The sequence below is a fragment of the Citrobacter sp. RHBSTW-00570 genome, assembly GCF_013739755.1.
Taxonomy (GTDB): domain Bacteria; phylum Pseudomonadota; class Gammaproteobacteria; order Enterobacterales; family Enterobacteriaceae; genus Citrobacter; species Citrobacter braakii.
This window is the reverse complement of the sequence record NZ_CP056399.1, coordinates 2,079,978-2,102,962: the sequence shown is the minus strand read 5'-3', so window position 1 is coordinate 2,102,962 and position 22,985 is coordinate 2,079,978. Positions and strand designations below refer to the sequence as shown.

Here is a 22,985-nt window from a genome sequence, read left to right as displayed (position 1 = left end):
ACTTTGCAAAAAACGCCGTCCACGATAAGCCACGAGGTGCGAGATGAGTGCGACAGCATCGACTGCAACCCAGCTTAAACCTCTCGAGTGGTTAAACCGCCTGCGCGCGAATCCCAGAATTCCTCTGATTGTGGCGGGAGCCGCTGCCGTCGCGATCATCGTGGCGATGGTCCTGTGGGCCAAAGCGCCTGACTACCGCACGCTGTTCAGCAATCTTTCCGATCAGGATGGTGGCGCGATCGTCACCCAACTGACGCAGATGAACGTTCCCTACCGTTTTACTGAGGGAAGCGGCGCCATTGAAGTTCCTGCCGATAAAGTCCACGAACTGCGTTTACGTCTGGCGCAGCAAGGTCTGCCCAAAGGCGGCGCGGTGGGTTTTGAACTGCTGGATCAGGAAAAGTTTGGTATCAGCCAGTTTAGCGAGCAGGTCAACTACCAGCGCGCGCTGGAAGGTGAATTAGCCCGTACGATTGAAACGTTGGGACCGGTAAAACGCGCCCGCGTGCATCTGGCTATGCCGAAACCGTCGCTGTTTGTGCGTGAGCAAAAAGCGCCTTCAGCCTCCGTCACCGTCAACCTGGAGCCGGGTCGCGCGCTGGATGAAGGTCAGATCAGTGCGGTCACGCATCTGGTTTCCAGCGCTGTTGCAGGCTTGCCGCCGGGCAACGTTACGCTGGTCGACCAGGCGGGTCATCTGTTAACCCAGTCAAATACCAGTAGCCGCGATCTTAACGATGCGCAGCTGAAATACGCCAGCGACGTCGAAGGCCGCGTTCAGCGTCGTATCGAATCAATTCTGTCGCCGATTGTCGGCAACGGTAACGTACATGCGCAGGTTACCGCGCAGCTGGATTTTGCCAACAAAGAGCAAACCGAAGAACAGTACCGTCCAAACGGTGATGAGTCCCAGGCCGTGCTGCGTTCTCGTCAGTTGAACGTCAGTGAGCAGGTCGGTAGCGGAGCACCAGGCGGCGTCCCGGGCGCGTTGTCAAATCAGCCCGCTCCGGCAAATACTGCGCCAATCGCCAACCCACCCGCTAATCAGCAAAACGCGCAAAATACGCAAAACGCACAGACGGCGAATAACAGTAATAATGCCGGCCCGCGCAATACTCAGCGCAATGAAACCAGCAACTATGAAGTTGACCGCACTATTCGCCATACCAAAATGAACGTTGGCGATGTGCAGCGTCTCTCGGTGGCTGTCGTGGTCAACTACAAAACGTTACCAGACGGCAAACCGTTGCCGTTAACCGCCGAGCAGATGAAACAGATTGAGGATCTGACCCGCGAAGCGATGGGATTCTCCGACAAGCGTGGCGATACCCTGAACGTGGTGAACTCTCCCTTCACGGCGACCGACGATTCCATGGGCGAGCTACCGTTCTGGAAACAGCCGTTCTTTATTGATCAGTTAATGTCCGCAGGTCGTTGGTTGCTGGTTCTGTTGGTGGCGTGGATCCTGTGGCGAAAAGCCGTTCGTCCGCAGTTGGTCCGTCGCAGCGAAGAAGCGAAAGCCGTACAAGAACAAACGCGTGTCCGTCAGGAAACCGAAGAAGCGGTAGAAGTTCGCCTCAGCAAAGACGAACAAACTCAGCAGCGTCGTACTAATCAGCGTCTGGGAGCAGAAGTCATGAGTCAGCGTATTCGTGAAATGTCAGATAACGATCCGCGCGTCGTGGCGCTGGTCATTCGCCAGTGGATGAGTAACGATCATGAGTAATCTTACCGGTACCGATAAAAGCGTCATCCTGCTGATGACCATTGGCGAAGATCGCGCGGCGGAGGTGTTTAAGCACCTTTCCACGCGCGAAGTTCAGGCGCTCAGTACGGCGATGGCCAACGTTCGCCAGATTTCCAACAAACAGCTGACGGAAGTGCTGGCCGAATTTGAACAAGAAGCCGAACAGTTTGCCGCGCTGAATATCAACGCCAACGAATATCTGCGTTCCGTGCTGGTGAAAGCGCTGGGCGAAGAACGTGCCTCCAGTCTGCTGGAAGATATTCTGGAAACCCGCGATACCACCAGCGGCATTGAAACGCTTAACTTTATGGAGCCGCAAAGCGCCGCCGACCTTATCCGCGACGAGCATCCGCAGATTATCGCCACCATTCTGGTGCACCTCAAGCGGGGCCAGGCCGCCGATATTCTGGCGCTGTTCGACGAGCGTTTACGTCACGACGTGATGCTGCGTATCGCCACCTTTGGCGGCGTACAGCCTGCCGCGCTGGCAGAGTTGACCGAGGTTCTCAACGGCCTGCTCGATGGCCAGAACCTCAAGCGCAGCAAAATGGGCGGCGTGAGAACGGCGGCAGAAATTATCAACCTGATGAAAACCCAGCAGGAAGAAGCGGTTATTACCGCCGTACGCGAATTCGACGGCGAGCTGGCGCAGAAAATTATCGACGAGATGTTCCTGTTCGAGAACCTGGTGGATGTCGACGATCGCAGTATCCAGCGCCTGCTGCAGGAAGTGGATTCCGAATCGTTGCTGATTGCCCTGAAAGGTGCCGAACAGCCACTGCGCGAGAAGTTCCTGCGCAACATGTCGCAACGTGCTGCCGATATTCTGCGCGACGACCTCGCCAACCGCGGTCCGGTGCGTTTGTCGCAGGTGGAAAACGAACAGAAAGCCATTCTGCTTATTGTGCGCCGTCTGGCGGAAACCGGCGAGATGGTGATAGGCAGCGGCGAGGATACCTATGTCTAACGAACTGCCGTGGAAAGTCTGGACCCCGGACGACCTCGCCCCACCGATGGCGGAGTTCGTACTGGCTGACCACAGCGAAACCCCGCTGTCAGAAGAAACAGCAGAACCAGAGCTTTCCGCAGAGCAACAGCTTGAACAGCAGCTCGCACAGCTGCAACTGCAGGCCCATGAGCAAGGTTATAACGCGGGTCTGGCGGAAGGTCGACAAAAAGGCCACGAACAAGGTTATCAGGAAGGCCTGAGTCAGGGGCTGGAGCAAGGCCAGAACCAGGCGCGCGCTCAGCATGCGCCGATCCATGCCCGCATGCAGCAACTAGTGAGCGAGTTTCAGAATACGCTGGACGCGCTGGACAGCGTCATTGCCTCGCGTCTGATGCAAATGGCGCTGGAAGCTGCGCGTCAGGTTATAGGTCAGACGCCTATTGTGGATAACGCTGCGCTGATTAAACAAATCCAACAGCTGTTGCAGCAAGAACCGCTGTTTAGCGGTAAACCGCAGCTACGCGTACATCCGGACGATCTCCAGCGTGTAGAGGAGATGCTCGGTGCGACCCTCAGCCTGCACGGCTGGCGGCTGCGCGGCGATCCGACGCTGCATCACGGCGGCTGTAAAGTCTCTGCCGATGAAGGCGATCTGGATGCCAGCGTCGCCACGCGCTGGCAAGAACTCTGCCGTCTGGCAGCGCCGGGAGTCGTGTAATGACCACTCGCCTGACTCGCTGGCTCAACACGCTGGACAGCTTCGAAGAGAAAATGTCGCTACTGCCTGCGGTGCGCCGTTACGGTCGCCTGACCCGCGCCACCGGGCTGGTGCTGGAGGCCACGGGATTACAGTTGCCGCTGGGCGCCACCTGCGTTATTGAACGCCAGGACGGCAACGAAACCCAAGAGGTCGAAAGTGAAGTCGTGGGCTTTAACGGTCAGCGTCTGTTTCTGATGCCCCTCGAAGAGGTTGAAGGCGTTCTGCCCGGCGCACGCGTGTACGCAAAAAACATTGCCGGAGAAGGCCTGCAAAGCGGGAAGCAATTACCGCTTGGCCCTGCATTGCTGGGTCGTGTGCTTGACGGTAGCGGAAAACCGCTCGACGGTCTGCCCGCCCCGGATACCACCGAAACCGGGGCACTGATTACGCCGCCGTTTAACCCGCTACAACGCACCGCGATTGAACACGTCCTGGATACCGGCGTACGCCCCATCAACGCGTTGTTAACCGTCGGTCGCGGTCAGCGTATGGGACTTTTCGCGGGTTCCGGTGTCGGTAAAAGCGTTCTGCTCGGCATGATGGCGCGCTATACCCAGGCCGATGTTATCGTCGTGGGTCTGATTGGCGAACGTGGTCGCGAAGTTAAAGATTTTATTGAAAATATTCTCGGTACCGACGGTCGTGCACGCTCGGTGGTGATTGCTGCTCCCGCAGATGTCTCGCCGCTGTTACGTATGCAAGGCGCGGCCTATGCCACGCGTATCGCCGAAGATTTTCGCGATCGTGGACAGCACGTATTGCTGATTATGGATTCCCTCACCCGCTACGCGATGGCGCAACGTGAAATCGCCCTGGCGATCGGAGAGCCGCCGGCAACGAAAGGTTATCCCCCCTCAGTATTCGCCAAATTACCGGCGCTGGTCGAACGCGCCGGGAACGGTATTCACGGCGGCGGTTCCGTTACCGCGTTTTACACTGTACTGACCGAAGGTGACGACCAGCAGGACCCCATTGCGGATTCCGCGCGCGCGATTCTGGACGGCCACATTGTGCTGTCCCGTCATCTGGCCGAAGCGGGTCACTATCCGGCCATCGATATTGAAGCTTCGATCAGCCGCGCCATGACCGCGCTCATTAGTGAACAACACTATGCGCGGGTACGTAACTTTAAACAGCTGCTATCCAGCTTCCAGCGCAACCGCGATCTGGTCAGCGTGGGGGCGTATGCCAAAGGCAGCGATCCCATGCTGGATAAAGCCATCGCCCTATGGCCACAACTGGAGGCATTCTTACAGCAAGGCATTTTTGAACGGGCGGACTGGGAAGATTCTCTGCACGCGTTAGAACTGATTTTCCCTGGTGTGTGAGTAAGCAGGAGAGCATAGGTCATGGCACAACATGGTGCATTAGCCACACTGAAAGACCTGGCTGAAAAAGAGGTAGATGACGCCGCTGTCTTATTGGGAGAGATGCGTCGTGGCTGTCAGCAGGCGGAAGAGCAGTTGAAAATGCTGATCGATTATCAGCATGAGTACCGCAACAATCTGAACAGTGACATGGGTCAGGGTATTACCAGTAATCGCTGGATCAATTACCAACAATTTATTCAGACGCTGGAAAAAGCGATTGAGCAACACCGCCAACAGCTCAATCAGTGGACGCAGAAAGTAGACCAGGCATTGAACAGTTGGCGCGACAAAAAACAACGTTTACAGGCGTGGCAGACTCTGCAGGACAGACAAACCTCGGCGGCGTTACTGGCCGAAAACCGCCTGGATCAGAAAAAAATGGATGAATTTGCTCAGCGCGCAGCTATGAGGAAACCCGAATGATTACTTTACCCCAACTGATTACCACCGACACCGACGTAGCCGCAGGTCTTCAGTCAGGCAAAGCGGTTGATTCACCCGAGGATTTTTTAGCGCTGCTGGCGGGTGCATTAGGTGCGGACAACGCGCAGGGTAAAGACGCCCCGCTGTCGTTTGCCGACTTACAGGCGGCCGGTAGCAAACTGCAAAAAGGGTTACTGCAAAAAAATGGCGATTCAGCACCGTCGCTCAAGTTGACCGAACTACTGGCGCAAAAAGAGATGCACACTGATGCTTCTCTTGTCGACATGACAGACGCCCAGCAACTGTTGTCTGCCCTCACGCCCTCACTGAAAGTTAATGCCCTGACGACTCTGGGCAAAGTCGCTCAGCAGGATGAAAAAAACACCGCACTGAGCGATGAGGATCTCGCCAACCTGAGCGCGTTGTTCGCCATGCTGCCAGGACAACCGCAGACCACGCCTGCCGTCGACAGCGCGCCAGCCCCCGTTGATGCAACGCTTTCGGCGTTGTCACGAGGTTCGGTACACAGCGCTATCGCCGATAATGCTGGCGAATTGCTGCCAGGTGATGCCAAAAAAGGCAAAGCGGATATTGCAACGCCTGCCAGCAGCGTAGATCAGACAAACAATCCGACATTAACCCCGTTGACGGCAGCGGCGACGACCAGAGCGGAAATTGAAAGCTCCCCTTCGCCGACCAGCATTGGCATGACGACGCCGCCGTTAAGTGGCCCGCAGTCCCACGCTCAGCCGTTACCGACCGCCGCACCTGTGCTAAGCGCGCCATTGGGTAGCCAGGAATGGCAGCAATCACTGAGCCAGCACGTCACTCTGTTTACTCGCCAGGGCCAGCAAAGCGCAGAACTGCGTCTGCATCCACAGGCTCTGGGCCAGGTGCACATTTCCCTCAAGCTGGATGACAACCTCGCGCAGTTGCAAATGGTATCGCCACACAGTCACGTGCGCGCTGCGCTGGAAGCTGCATTACCGATGCTGCGTACTCAGTTGGCTGAAAGCGGGATCCAGCTTGGACAAAGCAGTATCAGTAGTGAAAGCTTTGCCGGTAATCAGCAGTCTTCCGGGCAGCAACAGCAGGCGGGTCGCGCTCAGGGACAAGACATTTTTGCCGCTGAAGATGACGCCGTACTGGCAGCGCCAGCCTCACTGCAAGCCGCAGCACGCGGTGATGGAGCAGTAGACATCTTCGCCTAACGCCAGAGGTAGCATGATTATCCGCGTCTTTTCCACGCTTTGTCGTGGACAGGACACGGGATAATCAGCCCATAAGCTGTACCGAAACAGGAAGCCCGTATCTGATGACTGACTCCGCGATTAACAAAAAAAGTAAACGCGCTATTTGGATCCCTCTGCTGGTATTGATTACCCTCGCCGCCTGCGCAACTGCGGGTTATAGCTACTGGCGCATGCAGCAGCAGCCGTCCGCCAGCGTCAAAGCGGAACCGGCTCCACCGCCAGCCCCGGTATTCTTTGCGCTGGATACCTTTACCGTCAATCTGGGTGATGCGGACCGTGTACTGTATATCGGTATCACGCTGCGCATGAAAGACGAGGCAACGCGTTCACGTCTTAACGAATATCTGCCGGAAGTGCGCAGCCGCTTGCTGCTGCTGTTCTCTCGTCAGAACGCGGCTACGCTCGCCACCGAAGAAGGTAAGCAACAGCTCATTGCCGCCATCAAAGAGACGCTCGCGACTCCGCTCGTTGTTGGGCAACCCAAACAGGTTGTCACCGACGTTCTTTATACAGCTTTTATTCTGCGGTAAAGACATGGGCGACAGTATTCTTTCTCAGGCTGAAATCGACGCATTGCTTAATGGCGATAGCGAAACTAAAGACGAACCCATTTCCGGTATCGCAAAAGAAAGCGATATTCGTCCTTACGATCCCAACACCCAGCGCCGCGTGGTACGTGAGCGTTTACAGGCGCTGGAGATCATTAACGAACGCTTCGCGCGCCAGTTCCGTATGGGGTTATTTAACCTGTTGCGCCGTAGCCCGGATATTACCGTGGGTGCGATCCGTATCCAGCCATACCACGAGTTTGCGCGCAACTTACCGGTTCCGACCAACCTGAACTTAATCCACCTGAAGCCGCTGCGCGGTACGGGTCTGGTGGTGTTCTCACCGAGTCTGGTATTTATCGCCGTCGATAACCTGTTCGGCGGTGATGGCCGCTTCCCGACGAAAGTGGAAGGCCGCGAATTTACCCATACCGAACAGCGCGTTATCAACCGCATGCTGAAGCTGGCGCTGGAAAGCTACAGCGACGCGTGGAAGGCCATCAATCCGCTGGAAGTGGAATACGTTCGTTCCGAGATGCAGGTGAAATTTACCAATATCACCACGTCTCCTAACGACATCGTGGTCAATACCCCATTCCACGTTGAAATTGGCAACCTGACCGGTGAATTTAACATCTGTCTGCCATTCAGCATGATTGAACCGTTGCGTGAGCTGCTGGTGAACCCGCCGCTGGAAAACTCGCGTAATGAAGATCAGAACTGGCGCAATAATCTGGTGCGTCAGGTTCAGCATTCTGAGCTGGAGCTGGTGGCAAACTTTGCTGACATTCCGCTGCGGCTATCCCAGATTTTAAAACTGAAACCCGGCGATGTACTGCCGATTGAAAAACCCGACCGCATTATTGCTCATGTGGACGGCGTGCCTGTACTGACCAGCCAGTATGGCACGGTGAACGGTCAGTATGCGTTACGCGTAGAACATCTGATAAACCCGATTTTGAATTCGCTGAATGAGGAACAGCCCAAATGAGTGATATGAATAATCCGTCCGATGAGAACACTGGTGCATTGGACGATCTGTGGGCTGACGCGTTAAACGAGCAAAAAACCACGCCCACCAAAAGTGCGGCCGATGCGGTATTCCAGCAGTTAGGTGGCGGCGACGTCAGCGGTGCCTTGCAGGACATCGACCTGATCATGGACATTCCGGTCAAACTGACCGTCGAATTGGGCCGAACCCGCATGACCATCAAAGAGCTGCTGCGTCTGACGCAGGGTTCGGTCGTCGCATTGGATGGTCTGGCGGGCGAGCCGCTGGATATCCTGATCAACGGTTACCTGATTGCCCAGGGTGAAGTGGTGGTTGTCGCAGACAAATACGGCGTACGTATCACCGACATTATTACCCCATCTGAACGCATGCGCCGTCTGAGCCGTTAATCATGAATACCCAGGCTACAGTTTCTCAGCCAGCCGCCGTACCCGGCTCACCGCTGGTTCAGGTAAGCGGCGCGCTGCTTGGGATCATCGTATTGATCCTGGCTGCAGCCTGGGTGATTAAGCGTATGGGGTTTGCCCCCAAAAGCGCCGGTACGCGCGGACTGAAAGTTGCGGCAAGTACCTCACTGGGTCCACGTGAGCGCGTGGTGATTGTTGAGGTTGAAGATGCGCGCCTGGTACTGGGCGTCACGGCCTCGCAAATTAACGTGCTGCACACCCTGCCCCCGGCGCCTGCTGATGCAGAAGAAAAACCGGCCTCCCCCGCGGATTTCCAGGCCATGATGAAGAGTTTGCTTAAGCGTCCCGGGAGATCCTGATGCGCCGTTTGTTATCCATCACGCTGGCAGGCTTATGGCTTTTCAGCCCAGTAGCCCTCGCCCAGCTCCCGGGTCTGGTTAGCCAGCCGCTGCCTGGCGGCGGACAAAGCTGGTCTTTGCCCGTGCAAACGCTGGTGTTTATCACCTCGCTGACGTTCTTGCCCGCCATTTTATTGATGATGACCAGCTTCACCCGCATCATCATCGTTTTCGGTCTGTTACGAAATGCGCTGGGAACCCCTTCGGCCCCCCCGAACCAGGTGCTACTGGGTCTGGCGCTATTTTTGACCTTTTTCATCATGTCGCCAGTAATCGACAAAATCTACGTTGACGCATATCAGCCGTTCAGCGAAGAGAAAATCTCTATGCAGGAAGCCATGGAGAAAGGCGCACAGCCGCTGCGCGAGTTTATGTTGCGCCAGACCCGTGAAGCCGATCTGGCACTCTTCGCGCGCTTAGCAAACAGCGGTCCCCTACAGGGACCAGAAGCCGTACCGATGCGGATTTTGCTTCCAGCCTATGTCACCAGCGAGCTGAAAACGGCATTCCAGATAGGCTTTACCATTTTTATTCCGTTTCTGATTATCGACCTGGTCATCGCCAGCGTGCTGATGGCGCTCGGGATGATGATGGTCCCCCCGGCCACGATCGCGCTACCGTTCAAGCTGATGCTGTTTGTGTTGGTAGACGGTTGGCAGTTGCTTGTCGGCTCGCTGGCACAAAGCTTTTACAGTTAGAGGCGCGAAATGACACCTGAATCGGTCATGATGATGGGCACAGAGGCGATGAAAGTCGCCCTGGCCCTTGCCGCGCCTTTGCTGTTGGTCGCCCTCGTCACAGGTCTTATCATCAGTATTTTGCAGGCGGCGACCCAGATAAACGAAATGACGCTGTCCTTCATTCCCAAAATTGTCGCGGTTTTTATTGCCATCATTGTTGCCGGCCCGTGGATGCTTAACCTGCTGCTCGACTACGTGCGTACGCTGTTCAGCAATATCCCCTACATCATCGGGTAGATGACATTATGCTGCAGGTGACCAGCGTTGAGTGGCTCCACTGGCTGAATCTTTACTTCTGGCCTTTGCTGCGCATCCTGGCGCTCATCTCAACGGCTCCAATTCTCAGCGAGCGCGCGATCCCCAAACGAGTAAAACTGGGGCTGGGGTTAATGATAACCGTCGTTATCGCTCCGTCGATTCCCCCAGTAGACGTCCCTATCTTTTCTATCGTGGCGCTATGGCAGGCAATGCAACAAATCCTGATCGGCATCGCTCTGGGCTTCACTATGCAGTTTGCGTTCGCGGCAGTACGTACCGCCGGGGAATTGATTGGTCTGCAAATGGGTCTCTCCTTCGCAACCTTCTTTGATCCCGGCAGCCGTCTGAATATGCCGGTACTGGCGAGACTGCTCGACATGCTCGCCATGCTGTTATTCCTGACTTTTAACGGCCATTTGTGGCTTATTTCGCTGTTGGTGGATACATTTCATACCTTGCCAATCGGCGGCAATCCGGTGAACAGCAATGCGTTTCTCGCGCTGGCGCGGGCGGGTAGCCTGATTTTCCTCAACGGGCTAATGTTGGCCCTGCCGATAATGACGCTGCTACTCACCCTAAACCTCGCACTCGGTCTGTTGAATCGCATGGCGCCGCAGCTGTCGATTTTCGTCATCGGTTTTCCACTCACCCTCGCCGTGGGTATTTCATTAATGGCGGCCCTGATGCCATTAATTGCGCCATTCTGCGGGCGATTATTCAGCGAAAATTTTAATCTGTTGGCTGATATTGTCAGCGAAATGCCCGGAAAATAATAACCCTTAATTTTTATCCTGTTTTACTAAGGATTGTCCTAATTTTAAAAAGCGACAACATCCACCAGGATATCTCTGTCGCGGTTTATTTATTATTGACTCACTCACATAACGCAACATTTACTTTACTTTAAGATGTTTCCTGGCAAATTATACGCAACTTTACGGGATAGTAATTTCGCCTGAAAAACAGCGAAAGCGTCATCTTGGGTCGTTATTATTCCGTTTAGTTGTGATGAAAATAATCAGGTAAGGGGAATTATCGTTACGCATTGAGTGAGGGTATGCCATGTCAACGATTATTATGGATTTGTGCAGTTACACCCGGCTAGGGTTGACCGGATATCTGGTAAGTCGGGGGGTGAAGAAAAGGGAAATCAACAACATTTCCAACGTTGAGGAGCTCAGTCTCGCCTGTGTCTCTCAACAGCCCGCTGTGGTGTTTATTAATGAGGACTGCTTTATCCACGATCCTGCTAATAGCCAGCAAATAAAGCAAATCATTAATCAGCATCCCGGCACATTATTTATTGTATTTATGGCAATTGCCAACGTGCATTTTGATGAGTATCTATTAGTCAGAAAAAATTTATTGATTAGTTCTAAGTCGATTAAACCCGATTCACTGGATGAACTCCTTGGCGATATTCTGAAAAAAGAAGTAGATTTTGTCATTGATGTGAATCTACCGACATTATCATTGAGCCGTACCGAGTCCAGCATGCTACGCATGTGGATGGAGGGTCAGGGCACAATACAGATATCCGACCAAATGAATATCAAGGCCAAGACCGTGTCATCCCATAAGGGGAATATAAAACGAAAGATAAAAACGCATAATAAGCAAGTTATCTATCACGTTGTGAGACTCACCGATAACGTTACCAATGGTATCTTTGTGAATACGCGCTAACACGTTCTGACTGGTGGCGAATCCACCAGTCAGGATCATGCAGCAAAACTCACCTTATTCTACTTTTTCCACGAAGATACCATCCTGATGACCTGTTTCATTAAAGAACCAGATACCGAGCGGGTAGTCTTCCAGCGAAACCAGGTACATGGTGCCTTCACTAAACTCTTCGATAGCCAGTACCACGCCCGGTCGACGAGGACCGCCGTCCGTTTTGACTGTGACCCGATCATTCACCTTCATAGTTTTCCTCCTGTGGCTTTGTGCCAGTGTAGAACAATTTCCTTTTTCTGGCAGCGCCCGCCTCGCGCGATTGCGGGTTTTATCGACGGTCTATACTTAAGTTGTGCGTATCTGATGTTTGGATGCGCTCCCCCGGTATCCTTAACGGTTGAGAGGTATGAGGATGAAAACCGCGAAAGAGTACAGCGATACGGCCAAACGTGAAGTCAGCGTCGATGTGGACGCGCTACTGAAGGCAATCAACGAAATCTGCGAGAGTGAAATTCATCGCAGTCAGGATGACCCGGAACGCGTCAGCGTCGACGGACGTGATTACCACACGTGGCATGAACTGGCCGACGCGTTCGAGCTTGATATCCATGATTTTAGCGTGTCGGAGATCAATCGCTGACTGAGGGCGAAAAAAATCCCGGCCCTTATCGGGTCGGGATCAAGCTTGCTTATGCAAGAAGCACTTGAAAATTCGTTACACCAGGAAATCTGATGTGAAACAAACCTTATCTGCAATTTTTTTGCCTGACAAGTAAATAATTCTCACTAAAATGATAAATATAACTAATGATTGAAAGATCACCCGGTTACGCGCACCCCAGGTGTTCAGGCGTCCTGGCAGAGCGTTCTTCGCTCGCCCGGCACCAGTTCATCTTCACGGAATGCTTCCCGTTTGACGCCAAAGCCGTCGTACCAGCGACACTCCACCATTCCGCTGGCATACCCGGTAACGATCATGCGTGGGCCACCCTCTTTGGAGGTGACTTCCTCACTGACAGAAAAGACCATACCTGCCTCCTGTATCAAGAGAAACCTTTACACCTTAGACGACAAAGAAGGGTTTTGCGTAATCAACCCTGCGACAATTAGTGCGAAACTCCGCGCACTCTGGCGACGCCTTTCACCAGCAGCACCACTATTGCGCCAATGATAAAACCGAGCACCAGATTCAGCAGGGTCGGAAGCATCAGCGTAATCAATGCACTTTGCTGTTGGGCAAAATGTTCAATCGCATGATGCAGCGGTGTTATTCCGTGCACCACAATTCCGCCGCCAACCAAAAACATCGCCAGCGTGCCGACCACGGAAAGTGTTTTCATAAGCCAGGGGGCAACAACCAGCAATCCTTTACCCAGCGACTGGGCAAGCGTACTGCGCTTTTCAGCCAGCCAGTATCCGATATCATCGAGCTTAACGATAATCCCGACCAGGCCGTAGACTCCCACAGTCACCACTAACGCGATGCCTGATAACACCAACACCTGATTCAACAATGGCGCATCCGCTACGATCCCCAGCGTAATCGCGACAATCTCAGCAGATAAAATAAAGTCGGTTCGAATCGCCCCTTTGATTTTATCTTTCTCAAAGGTGAGCGGATCCTGTGCTGCCAATGATGTCAGACGCTGCTGACGCTCTTCCGGGGTTTCTTTGTGCTTACGCGCTTCCAGGGTATGGAGAACTTTTTCTACACCTTCAAAACAGAGGAACGCCCCGCCTACCATTAATAAGGGGGTGATCGCCCAGGGAATGAAGGCGCTTATCAATAGCGCCAACGGCACAAGGATAACTTTGTTAACAAACGATCCTTTCGCGACGCTCCAGACCACCGGGAGTTCGCGGTTCGCCCGCACACCCGACACCTGCTGCGCGTTAAGCGACAGATCATCACCCAGCACACCCGCGGTTTTTTTCGCGGCCAGTTTTCCCATGACAGAGATATCATCCAGCAAAGTGGCGATATCATCGAGTAAGGTCAATAAGCTACTTCCTGCCAAAATTTTTACCCTCAATATTATTTTTTTGCAGTCATAAGTATGAAGTAAAACACGCAATGCTGAAACTGACCTTTCTGGTCAACAAATTTTTAACATCGGCACGTAATTATAAATCTCGCCAGCAAGATAGTTTTGACGTTTACTATGTTGCACCTTTTTATTTCCACCGTGAGGGATTATGCGTTTCAGGCAATTGCTACCGCTTTTCAGTGCGCTTTTCGCGCTGTACATCATTTGGGGTTCCACTTACTTCGTTATTCGCATTGGCGTTGAAAGCTGGCCGCCGTTGATGATGGCTGGTGTTCGTTTTCTCTCTGCGGGGATTTTATTAACAGCATTCTTACTTATCCGCGGACATAAGCTGCCGCCTCTGCGCGTGCTCCTGAACGCCGCGTTAATTGGTATCCTGCTGCTGGCTGTCGGTAACGGACTGGTCACTGTCGCAGAACATCAAAACGTGCCTTCCGGTATTGCCGCCGTGGTGGTCGCCACCGTCCCGCTGTTTACGCTGTGTTTTAGCCACTTTTTTGGCATCAAAACGCGCAAACTTGAATGGATGGGGATCGCAATTGGACTCGCGGGGATCATCATGCTGAACAGCGGTGGTAATTTGAGCGGTAATCCATGGGGAGCAATTTTAATCCTGATAGGTTCGATAAGCTGGGCGTTTGGCTCAGTGTACGGCTCGCGCATAACGTTACCCGTTGGCATGATGGCCGGAGCCATTGAAATGTTAGCCGCCGGTATTGTGCTGATGTGCGCCTCGCTGATTTCCGGGGAAAAGTTGACCACTATGCCGACGTTTTCAGGCTTTATGGCGGTCGCCTATCTGGCCGTATTTGGTTCTATTATTGCCATCAACGCGTACATGTACTTGATCCGCAACGTCAGCCCGGCATTAGCCACCAGCTATGCCTACGTTAATCCGGTTGTCGCCGTACTGTTAGGTACCGGCCTGGGAGGTGAAAGTCTGGCGCCCATCGAATGGCTGGCGCTTGGCGTGATTGTATTTGCGGTGGTACTGGTCACACTCGGTAAATACCTATTTCCCATTAAAGCGGACGCCGTTGCAACCCCGTCGGAAAAGACGTTACAGTAAATGGATACCGAGGGTGTCGATCTGCGCACTTGCGCCACCGCCGCAGATCCACTCGATGACGCGTTCGGACAACGCGTCATCCCCCAGCTTTTCGCGCCCACGCAGGGCGCACTCCCAGACAATCAGTACGCGCCAGCCCAGAGCCTGCAATTTTTCGCAATCCCGCGCGTCACGCTGAACATTTTTGCCTATTTTTTCCAGCCAGAACGCTGTTCGTGTTGCGGGGACTTTGAATAGATAGCAGTTGTGATGATGCCAGAAACAGCCGTGGGTAAAAATCACACAACGATAATCATCCACCACGAAATCGGGACGACCGGGTAACGTCGCATCCTGCACGCGAAACGTTACCCCCTGCTCTGCCAGTACGCTGGCAAGGCGTTTTTCAATTGCGGTATCGCGGGTTGCTATCGCCCGCATATTTTTACTGCGCGTCGCTTTATCGTGAACGTCTGCCATGCAGTTTCTCTTTCTCGCGAATAGCAACCGCCTGTTTGATTTTTGGCTCCAGCAGTCTGGCTACTGCCGCAAATGCCGGGACGACCACCGAATTACCAAACTGACGATAAGCCTGTGTGTCCGACACCGGGATCCTGAACTGATAGCCCTGAGGTGATTCAAATCCCATCAGGCGCGCGCACTCTCTGGGCGTCAGCCTGCGCGGACGGTATCGCTGATTGTGCGGATCATCAAAATCCTTTTCACCCAGCGCCATTTCCCAACCGCGGTCGATCAAGATCTCCGCCCCATCTTTATAGTAACGCGCCGATAATGTGCGCGTTACGCAATCGGGATTGCTGGGATACACCATGCCATAGCCAAATCCATTGCCACGTGCCTGATGCTTTTTCGCATAACGATACAGATATTTCCACAGCACCGGCGTGAGCACATATTTTGCGTCGACGGTCGGCTCAAGTAGCTCCGCCAGCGTCGTACGCCGCTGAGGATAGCGGGAGACAATATCGCGCAGCGTGAAGTCTGATTTCAGATTCAGATCGCGGCGAAAGCCGACGAGCACAATACGTTCGCGATGCTGGGGCAAAAAATGTTGCCCATCGATAATTTTCGGATCGTCCGGCCCGTTATCGTGTGCATCAGCCACGTCATAACCCAGCTCATCCAGCGTTTGCATAATGATGCGGAACGTTTTCCCCTGATCGTGACTCTTCAGGTTTTTGACGTTTTCGAGCACAAATATTGCCGGCCGACGCGCATCGATGATGCGCACCACGTCAAAAAAAAGTGTGCCTTGCGTATCGCAGGCGAAGCCATGAGCCCGCCCTAACGCGTTTTTCTTTGATACACCGGCCAGAGAGAATGGCTGACAAGGAAATCCCGCCAGCAGCACGTCATGCTGCGGAACATGCTGGCGGATATGTTCCGCCGCCTGCTGGTCACTCACCCCATCATGATGACTGAGGGTGATATCGCGAATATCTTCATTAAAATGGTGCTGGTGAGGATCGCAGTAGTAATTCGCTTTGTAGGTGCGCACCGCATGCTTGTTCCACTCACTGGTAAACACGCACTGCCCGCCAATCGCCTCAAAGCCGCGACGAATGCCGCCAATACCGGCAAAAAGATCGATAAAGCGAAAAGCATAATGTGGATGATGCGCAGGCGGCCTCGGCAGCAAGTCGTTCAGATGAGCCAACTCACCGTCGCTGAGGCGATGCCACGTTTCATTGGCAACCACTCGCTTGAAGATGGCCGGACTCCAGCGGTTCTCGCCAACACCATTCAGATGAGCAACCAGCGTTTTCACGTCATATATTTCAAGCAACTTAGCCAAAATCACCTGTGCGGCGGCCTCGTTATCATCTGTCATCGGGTTCATGGAACCTGCTACTGAAAAATTATCCTGCATACATTTAACCGGCCGAAATGGATAGCTGACAGGTTAACATAAATTAGCGCGGTTGACGTTGCGGCTGTACTGGCGACTAACGCAGCTTAAAGGGTTGAATCGCGTCAAGATCCAGCATTTCATATTCTCCTTTTAACTCCGCACTCAGCTTCGCCATGTACGTCAGTAAGAAGTCAGCATTATGTTGCGCCAAATGCCGACCGTGTTCAGTTTGCATCGTCATCGGCAGCGTCAACAATTTAGTCTGGAAGTGATCGAGTGCGTACTGTTTATCATCAAGGTTACGCTGTCGGGCAAACGGATCTTCCGCATCAAACAGCGCCACGCCTAACGCGCCGGACACGGCAAATACCCGTGCTAAACCAATTGCGCCCAACGCCTCAAGCCGGTCAGCATCCTGCACGATTTTGGCTTCAAGGGTTTCTGGTACGATTTTGGCGCTGAAACTGTGCGCCTCAATAGCATGGCACACGGCAGGTAATCGTTGTTGTGGGAAATCAGGAAAATCGCGCATCAAAACGCGACGCGTTTCCTGGGCTGCCAGAACCGACGAGCGATGACGATCGGGATTGTTCTTCGGCAAACTGACGAGATCGTGGAAGTAGCACGCCGTCAGCACCACCAGCCAGTCTACGGTCACATCCATGCTCAACTTTTGTGATGTCATCCAGACGCGACGAAAATGAAAGATGTCATGGCCAGCGTCGTGCCCGGAATGATTGTCACGTAACCAGGCTTCAAATTTCGACTGCCAGTACTGTAGTTCCATACTCTCGCTCTTCGCAGAAAGAAAACCACCTTAGCAACAATTCTCATGTCAGACTACCGTCGACGCTTTTTTATCATCACTACATATTATCCCCTTAATAATTATCACTATCACGGATATATAAATCCATTATTCAATAACAAACAGATCAATTATAATTACGCACACAAAAATAAATAACAAATACCAATAATATACATTTAACAAGATAGAACAACAAAAATCATAACCATATGATAAAAATACATTTATATAGATAATATTAATTCAAACGACATGCGATTTTAATTATATAAAAGCAGCAATGAAATATTTTGAAATATCTTAAATACATTTGTTACATGTTATATTTAAAATTAAATGAACTTCATAGATAGTATTCAAATGTAGTCTTTCAGATAGCGCTACATATTCATTTTAATTATTATATAAAGGGAATACATAATGAAAAGAAAAGTACTGGCACTGCTTCTCCCTGCCTTATTCGCTGCAAGCGCAGCAAATGCGGCTGAAATTTATAATAAGAACGGCAATAAAATTGATTTTTACGGCAAGATGGTAGGCGAACGCATCTGGTCGAATACGGATAGCAGTAACAGTGAAAATGCTGACACCTCTTACGCCCGTTTTGGGGTGAAAGGTGAAACCCAGATCAGCAACGAGTTGACAGGTTTTGGTCAGTTTGAACACAACCTCGACGCCAGCAATGCAGAAGGAGTTCAGGAGCAAAAAACCCGTCTGGCCTTCGCGGGCCTGAAATATGCGGATTACGGCTCATTTGATTACGGTCGTAACTATGGCGTAGCCTACGATGCGGCAGCCTACACCGATATGCTGGTTGAATGGGGTGGCGATTCATGGGCTGCGACGGATAATTTCATGACCGGTCGTACCAACGGCGTGGCGACCTACCGCAACACAGACTTCTTCGGCATGGTTGAGGGTCTTGATTTCGCGCTACAGTACCAGGGCAAGAATCACGATGACGATTACGCTAAAGCAAATGGCGACGGCTACAGCATGTCGGTGGACTACAACGTAGATGGCTTTGGTTTCGTCGCGGTATATGGTAAATCCGACCGTACGGATAAACAATCCATCGATGGCTATGGCAGCAACGCTGAAGTCTGGTCTCTGGCAGCAAAATATGACGCCAACAGCGTTTATGCGGCAGCGATGTATGGCGAAACGCGTAATATGACCAAAACCGGAACCGATCGCGGTTTTGCAAACAAAACGCAAAACCTTGAAGCAGTCGTTCAATATCAGTTCGACTTTGGTCTGCGTCCATCTCTGGGTTACGTTTACTCGCAGGGTAAAGACCTGGCCGGCGGTGTTAACGCTGACCGCGTGAATTACGTCGAGCTCGGCACCTGGTACTACTTCAATAAAAATATGAACGTCTACACAGCGTATAAATTTAACCTGCTGGATAAAGAAGACGGCGCAATTACTGGCAACGCAGTTGATGATCAGTTTGCCATGGGTATTGTGTACCAGTTCTAATCTCCACAAACTCAAAAGCCCGCGCTGCGGGCTTTTTTTTGTTCAACGAAGCGTATTTTTTACCACACGGGCATTACAACGATAAACTTGTGAGGATACTCAAAGAAAAAGACATCCATGAGAACTGTCGTTGAAAGCAAGGCGTGCAAGTGCTTGAATAGTGGCGGAGAGAGGGGGATTTGAACCCCCGGTAGAGTTGCCCCTACTCCGGTTTTCGAGACCGATTTCATTGCTAATATTTTCAATAACTTAACTTTTCACGCTGGTATATACACAACATTTCCACTTCATAAAATTCAACTATTTAATCGCTTGTCCATACTTAATATACCAACACTTTTTGCGTACATGATCTCGATAAGAAGACATATGTGTATGAACGATTTCATAGCTAATTGCTCGCGATAACGTCAGCATTACTCCAGTAGCAGAAGTGAGTTCTTCTGGTTACCATAGAAGAAATTAATATGTTCAAGAAGGATAACTATGAGCATGGATACGAATGAGAAAGGTGATAAACATTACGTCGCTAAATTTGGCTTTTATCCCAAATTCGTGGAGATTAAAACCGATTGTTTTTCAGTTAGTACTCTCCAAGATTATGAATCAGTCATAAAGCATCTAAAAGATCATCCTAACGCTGACAACGGATGGATCTATGCTGGGCAACAAGAAACCCAAGATTTGCGCGGCATTGTAAGAAAAAAGCCATACAGTGGTCGTGTTTTCAGTCTGCCTAAGACTCATACGCTGGCGCTAAATGGGGATTTTAGTCGGGAGGATCTAGATTTTGTCATCTGGTGCTTATCTTTTTTTACTGGCATACGTCTGACAACAACACAAGCTGGTTTTTTAGATGCCACACCTACAAAACTAGGAACGTTAGTTGATTTTTGTGTTTCAGGTTCAAGCGAACAAGATGCAATACAGCTAGCTTTAAATTTTCTGGGCAAACAAAATCTTCACCCATTTGAATGTATGCGCATCGCAGCGGTTATTCATGCTTTATTTTTATCCCAAAGGCCTCAAAGCATGCATTTTGAAAAATTTCAGTATCTTTATATGGCTCTCGATGGTTGTTTCTCCATCATGTGGGACAGAAGAGACAAAACTAAGAAATTACAAAAACCAACTCATGCTAACAGAGTTAAGTGGGTGTGCGAAAAATTCGAAATTATGCCTCCATTTTGGGCTGATGGTGAAAACAGTATTGTTTCAACCCGAAATGAAAACTTCCATGAAGCAATTTTTTTCGGTCAACCACTTGGGTTCTCTGCTTATGGGGCAACGCAATCATCCCCTAATCACAACAACATTCTCTTTCAGATGGAAGCATTAATCTGCCGGTTCCTTGTTGCTATACTGGGCGTAAATGATGAGAACTACATACTTTCTGGTCTAAATTCTCGCGAAATCCATCCCTTAAAACTTAGGTGATTTTTGCCGACCCTACTTTTCACCTATACACAATAGTTATAACAAGCAATTTTGGTGGGGCGGAGTTTCAAATCCTCTCGTGCCGACCAAAATCCTATAGGGGCCAGCCTGCTAAAGCTGGTCTTGGTATGCCTGTTTTCATAACGTGGAGTCAATGGAGAATAATCAGGGCAAAATCATCGACATAAAGCATCGACTTCTTCGCATATTTTCAGCTATTCACATCACAGGGCAGTCATCAAACTCCGCGTTTCTGGCATCATTAATAATGTACGTGATCACCCCGAATATAGCGGGTGCAGAACTGTAACCGTCATCATCTGCTGGCAGCGCCTCCCTTCTCCCGTTCTCCAGATTAACCAGATGGGGCTGAGGGTGAGTTCGATATCGTTTGATCCTGAATTCCCCATCTATCGCACATATCAGCAGTGAGCCATCGCAGGCAGTAAGGGACGCATCTACCACAAGCAGCGCCCCCTGGATTATCCCTTCCCTGAAATGTGAACGTGATGCACGCATGAAGTAAGTCGCTGCGGGCTGACTGATAAGCTGCTTATCGAGTGAGATCCTCGTTTCAACGTAATCGCTGGCTGGTGAAGGGAACCCCATGGCTATAGTCCTCCGTTTGGATTGAACAGCTGAAAGGTTCGGTTCTCGCCTTCCTGCGTGGAGACATCGCGGAATGTTGTCACATAACATTCTATCCAATAGTTGGCCTGCTTCAGCGTCCAGTGCCAGTTAACCTTACCCAGTTCCTGGACAAACCGCTGTGTGGTGACAGTCTTCCGGCCATTCGGTTCTCGCTGTATCGAAGCATGCCAGGCTATCTCAATATCGCTACGTCGTGGCATCATTAACCCCTTCTTGAATACTGGATAAAAAAACAGTATAAATACTGTACATCCATCCAGTAAAGAGGCAATGAGCAATGTTCGTGGAACTCGTTTATGACAAAAGGAATTTTGATGGTCTGCCCGGTGCAAAAGATATTATTCTGGGCGAATTGAGTAAGAGGGTTCACCGGATCTTCCCCGATGCTGATGTCCGGGTTAAACCGATGATGACACTGCCGGCGATCAACACTGACGCCAGCAAGCATGAGAAGGAACAGATAAGCCGTACTGTTCAGGAAATGTTTGAAGAGGCTGATATGTGGCTGGTTTCAGATTAAACGCCTTGAACCGTCATATCGCTTAAGTACAATCCGCGGTGACTGGCAATCATTCAATACTCGCACTATCGAACGTTCGCCAGTCGGCCGCAATCATGCTCTTGCATACGGCGTGATTGCGGCACCTGTCATTTTTCCCTACTTTTTCCCTACTGAACATCCTGCTGAGTTTGCTCGCGTTCGTATTCAGCTTTTTCCATCGCCTCCTGTAAATCCTTCTGTTTCTGGTGCCAGATGCTGTTTTCCGGCATTTCCACACGCACGGACACAAACGAATCGGCAGGAATATCTACAGGCTCTCCGTCTGTCACGGTTTCAGTGAATATCCGGTTTATATCTGTGTGCCCTATTCTGTTCTGGGCAAATTCCGGCGCAGTGGCATACACACGATGATATGTTTTAATCAAAATTGAGCCGTCAGGATTGACTCTGTAGTCAAGCCAGATACGGGGTTGCTTATTCCTGTCGGTCGGAATATCGAAACCACCATCAATGCCACCCCAGCTGGCATCAGCATTCAGGCCCATACAGCCTTCAATAAGGTATTCCCCCACGGCCAGCCGAGTTACTGTTACGCCTTGCGATTCTTCGTTTGTTTCCGCGCTACCGTCAGCAAACAACTTAACTACTGGCGAAGCTGCTTTGATAAACCCATTGGTATCTTTTACGGTATTCATATCGCTTAATAGCGCTGCCCATGCTCGAAATACCCCCCCACCGAACTGATTACGAACATACAAATTGCAACCGTTGGTATTATCTGCATAAAACTGTGTGCAGTTGCCAGCATTAACACCAGCAAACTGGAAAGACAATAAATTACCCCACCCATAAGCCTTACTAGTGGAGAATACTTTCGTTGGCCAGTTCGAAATATTATGTGAATCAGTGGCAGTAACTGTATAGGATTCGCCAGCACTACCCAGCCCTCCGACAAAGCTATCCAGCGTGGGTGTAGTGCGGTCGATATTTGTCCCGCCATTGAGAAATGTTTTTAAGTTAACTGCTGCATCTCGTGGAATTTTTGCCCCTGTTCCCCCCTGCACAATACTGAGTGCCGTCGTCAAACCAGACAAACTGGTGATATCACCGTTAGCACCAGCGCCCGCTTTTCCGTTAAGTATCGTTACTATTCCCCCCCATGCTGGTCCGGTAAAGGAACTTCCGTCAGGTAATTTCACCGTGACATTACCTGTGCCACTGAATACCTGCTGCCAGTTCTGTTTGTCATAGTTCAGCCCGCGCAGCGCTTCAGCCGCTTGTGTTATTACAGCTGCGGTGACCAGGTTCATGGCGATGCGAGGAACTGCATACCAGGCCGCTCCAGATTGCGTTGGCCCGGTGAAATTACTCACCAGTGTCAGTGATGTATTGCTGTTAACGGTCTTAACCGGGAGGGTGTAAGGAATACCACCGACCGTAACGACAATAAAATCACCGGCCGCCAGTTCTGTAGTGAATGCGGTTCCGCTGCCGGATACAGCAGCAGAGTTATTCGTCAGGGTTAAGGTTCCTGCTGACATGGATATCTCCTGAATTCAGATAATAAAAAACCCGCCGGAGCGGGTTA

At 51.3% G+C, this 22,985-nt stretch carries 26 protein-coding genes and 2 pseudogenes; 20 read left to right on the top strand and 8 right to left on the bottom strand.

The annotated features are described in order from the left end of the window. The first annotated feature begins 43 nt into the window (after window positions 1-43). The 14 genes from fliF (at window position 44) to rcsA (ending at window position 11,551) form a co-directional block, all read left to right on the top strand. Window positions 44-1,726, top strand: coding sequence for a flagellar basal-body MS-ring/collar protein FliF (gene fliF, locus HV237_RS09940; RefSeq protein WP_047357996.1), 1,683 nt, complete (start codon window positions 44-46; stop codon window positions 1,724-1,726). After that, a complete protein-coding gene (gene fliG / locus HV237_RS09935; protein WP_016153488.1) occupies window positions 1,719-2,714 on the top strand; it encodes a flagellar motor switch protein FliG in 996 nt (331 codons plus the stop codon). Before fliF ends, fliG begins: the two co-directional genes overlap by 8 nt. Beyond that, window positions 2,707-3,414: a flagellar assembly protein FliH gene (gene fliH / locus HV237_RS09930; protein ID WP_016153489.1), complete on the top strand. Its 708-nt coding sequence runs from the start codon at window positions 2,707-2,709 to the stop codon at window positions 3,412-3,414. Before fliG ends, fliH begins: the two co-directional genes overlap by 8 nt. Continuing rightward, entirely contained in the window at window positions 3,414-4,784 is a 1,371-nt protein-coding gene (gene fliI, locus HV237_RS09925) for a flagellar protein export ATPase FliI (RefSeq protein ID WP_016153490.1), read from the top strand. Before fliH ends, fliI begins: the two co-directional genes overlap by 1 nt. Before the next feature lie 21 nt (window positions 4,785-4,805). Then, complete coding sequence (gene fliJ / locus HV237_RS09920; protein ID WP_016153491.1) at window positions 4,806-5,249, top strand: flagellar export protein FliJ; 444 nt, start codon at window positions 4,806-4,808, stop codon at window positions 5,247-5,249. Further along, on the top strand, window positions 5,246-6,460 hold the full coding sequence (gene fliK, locus HV237_RS09915; RefSeq protein ID WP_047357995.1) for a flagellar hook length control protein FliK: 1,215 nt from the start codon (window positions 5,246-5,248) through the stop codon (window positions 6,458-6,460). The genes fliJ and fliK overlap by 4 nt, the downstream gene beginning before the upstream one ends. 104 nt (window positions 6,461-6,564) lie before the next feature. Then, complete coding sequence (gene fliL, locus HV237_RS09910) at window positions 6,565-7,032, top strand: flagellar basal body-associated protein FliL (RefSeq protein ID WP_016153493.1); 468 nt, start codon at window positions 6,565-6,567, stop codon at window positions 7,030-7,032. Between the two features lie 4 nt (window positions 7,033-7,036). Then, window positions 7,037-8,041 carry a flagellar motor switch protein FliM gene (gene fliM, locus HV237_RS09905; protein ID WP_003030434.1) on the top strand — a complete coding sequence of 335 codons (1,005 nt, stop codon included), beginning with the start codon at window positions 7,037-7,039 and terminating at the stop codon, window positions 8,039-8,041. Next, on the top strand, window positions 8,038-8,451 hold the full coding sequence (fliN, locus tag HV237_RS09900) for a flagellar motor switch protein FliN (protein WP_003030433.1): 414 nt from the start codon (window positions 8,038-8,040) through the stop codon (window positions 8,449-8,451). Before fliM ends, fliN begins: the two co-directional genes overlap by 4 nt. Next, the gene (gene fliO, locus HV237_RS09895; protein ID WP_029139581.1) at window positions 8,451-8,828 is read left to right on the top strand and encodes a flagellar biosynthetic protein FliO; all 378 of its coding nucleotides are present in this window, start codon (window positions 8,451-8,453) and stop codon (window positions 8,826-8,828) included. Before fliN ends, fliO begins: the two co-directional genes overlap by 1 nt. Then, window positions 8,828-9,565 carry a flagellar type III secretion system pore protein FliP gene (gene fliP / locus HV237_RS09890; protein ID WP_006684053.1) on the top strand — a complete coding sequence of 246 codons (738 nt, stop codon included), beginning with the start codon at window positions 8,828-8,830 and terminating at the stop codon, window positions 9,563-9,565. Before fliO ends, fliP begins: the two co-directional genes overlap by 1 nt. A 9-nt stretch (window positions 9,566-9,574) precedes the next feature. After that, window positions 9,575-9,844 carry a flagellar biosynthesis protein FliQ gene (gene fliQ / locus HV237_RS09885; RefSeq protein ID WP_003030425.1) on the top strand — a complete coding sequence of 90 codons (270 nt, stop codon included), beginning with the start codon at window positions 9,575-9,577 and terminating at the stop codon, window positions 9,842-9,844. An 8-nt stretch (window positions 9,845-9,852) separates the two neighbouring features. Continuing rightward, a complete protein-coding gene (gene fliR / locus HV237_RS09880) occupies window positions 9,853-10,638 on the top strand; it encodes a flagellar biosynthetic protein FliR (RefSeq protein WP_047357994.1) in 786 nt (261 codons plus the stop codon). A 289-nt stretch (window positions 10,639-10,927) separates the two neighbouring features. Further along, the gene (rcsA, locus tag HV237_RS09875; RefSeq protein WP_016153497.1) at window positions 10,928-11,551 is read left to right on the top strand and encodes a transcriptional regulator RcsA; all 624 of its coding nucleotides are present in this window, start codon (window positions 10,928-10,930) and stop codon (window positions 11,549-11,551) included. A 54-nt stretch (window positions 11,552-11,605) separates the two neighbouring features. Here rcsA and dsrB read toward each other — a convergent pair whose 3' ends face one another. Then, entirely contained in the window at window positions 11,606-11,794 is a 189-nt protein-coding gene (gene dsrB / locus HV237_RS09870) for a protein DsrB (RefSeq protein WP_016156846.1), read from the bottom strand. A 163-nt stretch (window positions 11,795-11,957) separates the two neighbouring features. Between dsrB and yodD the strand changes: the two genes are divergently transcribed. Further along, on the top strand, window positions 11,958-12,185 hold the full coding sequence (yodD, locus tag HV237_RS09865) for a YodD family peroxide/acid resistance protein (protein WP_003030417.1): 228 nt from the start codon (window positions 11,958-11,960) through the stop codon (window positions 12,183-12,185). A gap of 206 nt (window positions 12,186-12,391) precedes the next feature. Here yodD and HV237_RS09860 read toward each other — a convergent pair whose 3' ends face one another. Both HV237_RS09860 and HV237_RS09855 read right to left on the bottom strand, forming a co-directional pair. Then, a complete protein-coding gene (locus tag HV237_RS09860) occupies window positions 12,392-12,574 on the bottom strand; it encodes a DUF2158 domain-containing protein (RefSeq protein ID WP_047357993.1) in 183 nt (60 codons plus the stop codon). A 77-nt stretch (window positions 12,575-12,651) separates the two neighbouring features. Continuing rightward, complete coding sequence (locus HV237_RS09855; RefSeq protein ID WP_047357992.1) at window positions 12,652-13,563, bottom strand: DUF808 domain-containing protein; 912 nt, start codon at window positions 13,561-13,563, stop codon at window positions 12,652-12,654. Between the two features lie 178 nt (window positions 13,564-13,741). Between HV237_RS09855 and yedA the strand changes: the two genes are divergently transcribed. Continuing rightward, on the top strand, window positions 13,742-14,662 hold the full coding sequence (gene yedA, locus HV237_RS09850) for a drug/metabolite exporter YedA (RefSeq protein WP_016156848.1): 921 nt from the start codon (window positions 13,742-13,744) through the stop codon (window positions 14,660-14,662). Here yedA and HV237_RS09845 read toward each other — a convergent pair. The 3 genes from HV237_RS09845 to HV237_RS09835 form a co-directional block, all read right to left on the bottom strand. Then, window positions 14,654-15,121 (bottom strand): very short patch repair endonuclease, encoded by a 468-nt coding sequence (locus HV237_RS09845; protein WP_047357991.1) that lies wholly within the window; start codon window positions 15,119-15,121, stop codon window positions 14,654-14,656. The genes yedA and HV237_RS09845 overlap by 9 nt on opposite strands. Next, on the bottom strand, window positions 15,102-16,532 hold the full coding sequence (locus HV237_RS09840) for a DNA cytosine methyltransferase (protein WP_047357990.1): 1,431 nt from the start codon (window positions 16,530-16,532) through the stop codon (window positions 15,102-15,104). Before HV237_RS09840 ends, HV237_RS09845 begins: the two co-directional genes overlap by 20 nt. A gap of 76 nt (window positions 16,533-16,608) precedes the next feature. Further along, entirely contained in the window at window positions 16,609-17,301 is a 693-nt protein-coding gene (locus HV237_RS09835) for a phosphohydrolase (RefSeq protein WP_181541808.1), read from the bottom strand. 444 nt (window positions 17,302-17,745) lie between these two features. Between HV237_RS09835 and HV237_RS09830 the strand changes: the two genes are divergently transcribed. Next, window positions 17,746-18,807: a porin gene (locus HV237_RS09830; RefSeq protein WP_047357988.1), complete on the top strand. Its 1,062-nt coding sequence runs from the start codon at window positions 17,746-17,748 to the stop codon at window positions 18,805-18,807. A gap of 486 nt (window positions 18,808-19,293) precedes the next feature. Continuing rightward, entirely contained in the window at window positions 19,294-20,244 is a 951-nt protein-coding gene (locus HV237_RS09825) for a hypothetical protein (protein WP_220132865.1), read from the top strand. 219 nt (window positions 20,245-20,463) lie between these two features. On the opposite strand, the pseudogene HV237_RS09820 reads toward HV237_RS09825, so the two are convergent. Further along, window positions 20,464-20,969, bottom strand: a pseudogene (locus HV237_RS09820) (S24 family peptidase). 30 nt (window positions 20,970-20,999) lie between these two features. Here HV237_RS09820 and HV237_RS09815 point away from each other — a divergent pair. Together HV237_RS09815 and HV237_RS09810 are read left to right on the top strand one after the other, a co-directional pair. Next, window positions 21,000-21,080: pseudogene (locus tag HV237_RS09815) on the top strand (DinI family protein); the annotation flags it as partial. A 92-nt stretch (window positions 21,081-21,172) separates the two neighbouring features. Beyond that, entirely contained in the window at window positions 21,173-21,415 is a 243-nt protein-coding gene (locus HV237_RS09810; RefSeq protein ID WP_038642073.1) for a DinI family protein, read from the top strand. Between the two features lie 149 nt (window positions 21,416-21,564). Here the strand turns inward: HV237_RS09810 and HV237_RS09805 are convergent, their stop codons facing one another. After that, complete coding sequence (locus tag HV237_RS09805) at window positions 21,565-22,938, bottom strand: phage tail protein (RefSeq protein WP_181541804.1); 1,374 nt, start codon at window positions 22,936-22,938, stop codon at window positions 21,565-21,567. Window positions 22,939-22,985: the final 47 nt, after the last annotated feature.

Bases quoted from the DNA above. Each gene is read 5' to 3' on its own strand.
- fliF (WP_047357996.1), top strand. From the start codon at position 44: ATGAGTGCGACAGCATCGACTGCAACCCAGCTTAAACCTCTCGAGTGG.
- fliG (WP_016153488.1), top strand. From the start codon at position 1,719: ATGAGTAATCTTACCGGTACCGATAAAAGCGTCATCCTGCTGATGACC.
- fliH (WP_016153489.1), top strand. From the start codon at position 2,707: ATGTCTAACGAACTGCCGTGGAAAGTCTGGACCCCGGACGACCTCGCC.
- fliI (WP_016153490.1), top strand. From the start codon at position 3,414: ATGACCACTCGCCTGACTCGCTGGCTCAACACGCTGGACAGCTTCGAA.
- fliJ (WP_016153491.1), top strand. From the start codon at position 4,806: ATGGCACAACATGGTGCATTAGCCACACTGAAAGACCTGGCTGAAAAA.
- fliK (WP_047357995.1), top strand. From the start codon at position 5,246: ATGATTACTTTACCCCAACTGATTACCACCGACACCGACGTAGCCGCA.
- fliL (WP_016153493.1), top strand. From the start codon at position 6,565: ATGACTGACTCCGCGATTAACAAAAAAAGTAAACGCGCTATTTGGATC.
- fliM (WP_003030434.1), top strand. From the start codon at position 7,037: ATGGGCGACAGTATTCTTTCTCAGGCTGAAATCGACGCATTGCTTAAT.
- fliN (WP_003030433.1), top strand. From the start codon at position 8,038: ATGAGTGATATGAATAATCCGTCCGATGAGAACACTGGTGCATTGGAC.
- fliP (WP_006684053.1), top strand. From the start codon at position 8,828: ATGCGCCGTTTGTTATCCATCACGCTGGCAGGCTTATGGCTTTTCAGC.
- fliQ (WP_003030425.1), top strand. From the start codon at position 9,575: ATGACACCTGAATCGGTCATGATGATGGGCACAGAGGCGATGAAAGTC.
- fliR (WP_047357994.1), top strand. From the start codon at position 9,853: ATGCTGCAGGTGACCAGCGTTGAGTGGCTCCACTGGCTGAATCTTTAC.
- rcsA (WP_016153497.1), top strand. From the start codon at position 10,928: ATGTCAACGATTATTATGGATTTGTGCAGTTACACCCGGCTAGGGTTG.
- dsrB (WP_016156846.1), bottom strand. From the start codon at position 11,794: ATGAAGGTGAATGATCGGGTCACAGTCAAAACGGACGGCGGTCCTCGT.
- yodD (WP_003030417.1), top strand. From the start codon at position 11,958: ATGAAAACCGCGAAAGAGTACAGCGATACGGCCAAACGTGAAGTCAGC.
- HV237_RS09860 (WP_047357993.1), bottom strand. From the start codon at position 12,574: ATGGTCTTTTCTGTCAGTGAGGAAGTCACCTCCAAAGAGGGTGGCCCA.
- yedA (WP_016156848.1), top strand. From the start codon at position 13,742: ATGCGTTTCAGGCAATTGCTACCGCTTTTCAGTGCGCTTTTCGCGCTG.
- HV237_RS09845 (WP_047357991.1), bottom strand. From the start codon at position 15,121: ATGGCAGACGTTCACGATAAAGCGACGCGCAGTAAAAATATGCGGGCG.
- HV237_RS09840 (WP_047357990.1), bottom strand. From the start codon at position 16,532: ATGCAGGATAATTTTTCAGTAGCAGGTTCCATGAACCCGATGACAGAT.
- HV237_RS09835 (WP_181541808.1), bottom strand. From the start codon at position 17,301: ATGGAACTACAGTACTGGCAGTCGAAATTTGAAGCCTGGTTACGTGAC.
- HV237_RS09830 (WP_047357988.1), top strand. From the start codon at position 17,746: ATGAAAAGAAAAGTACTGGCACTGCTTCTCCCTGCCTTATTCGCTGCA.
- HV237_RS09825 (WP_220132865.1), top strand. From the start codon at position 19,294: ATGAGCATGGATACGAATGAGAAAGGTGATAAACATTACGTCGCTAAA.
- HV237_RS09810 (WP_038642073.1), top strand. From the start codon at position 21,173: ATGTTCGTGGAACTCGTTTATGACAAAAGGAATTTTGATGGTCTGCCC.
- HV237_RS09805 (WP_181541804.1), bottom strand. From the start codon at position 22,938: ATGTCAGCAGGAACCTTAACCCTGACGAATAACTCTGCTGCTGTATCC.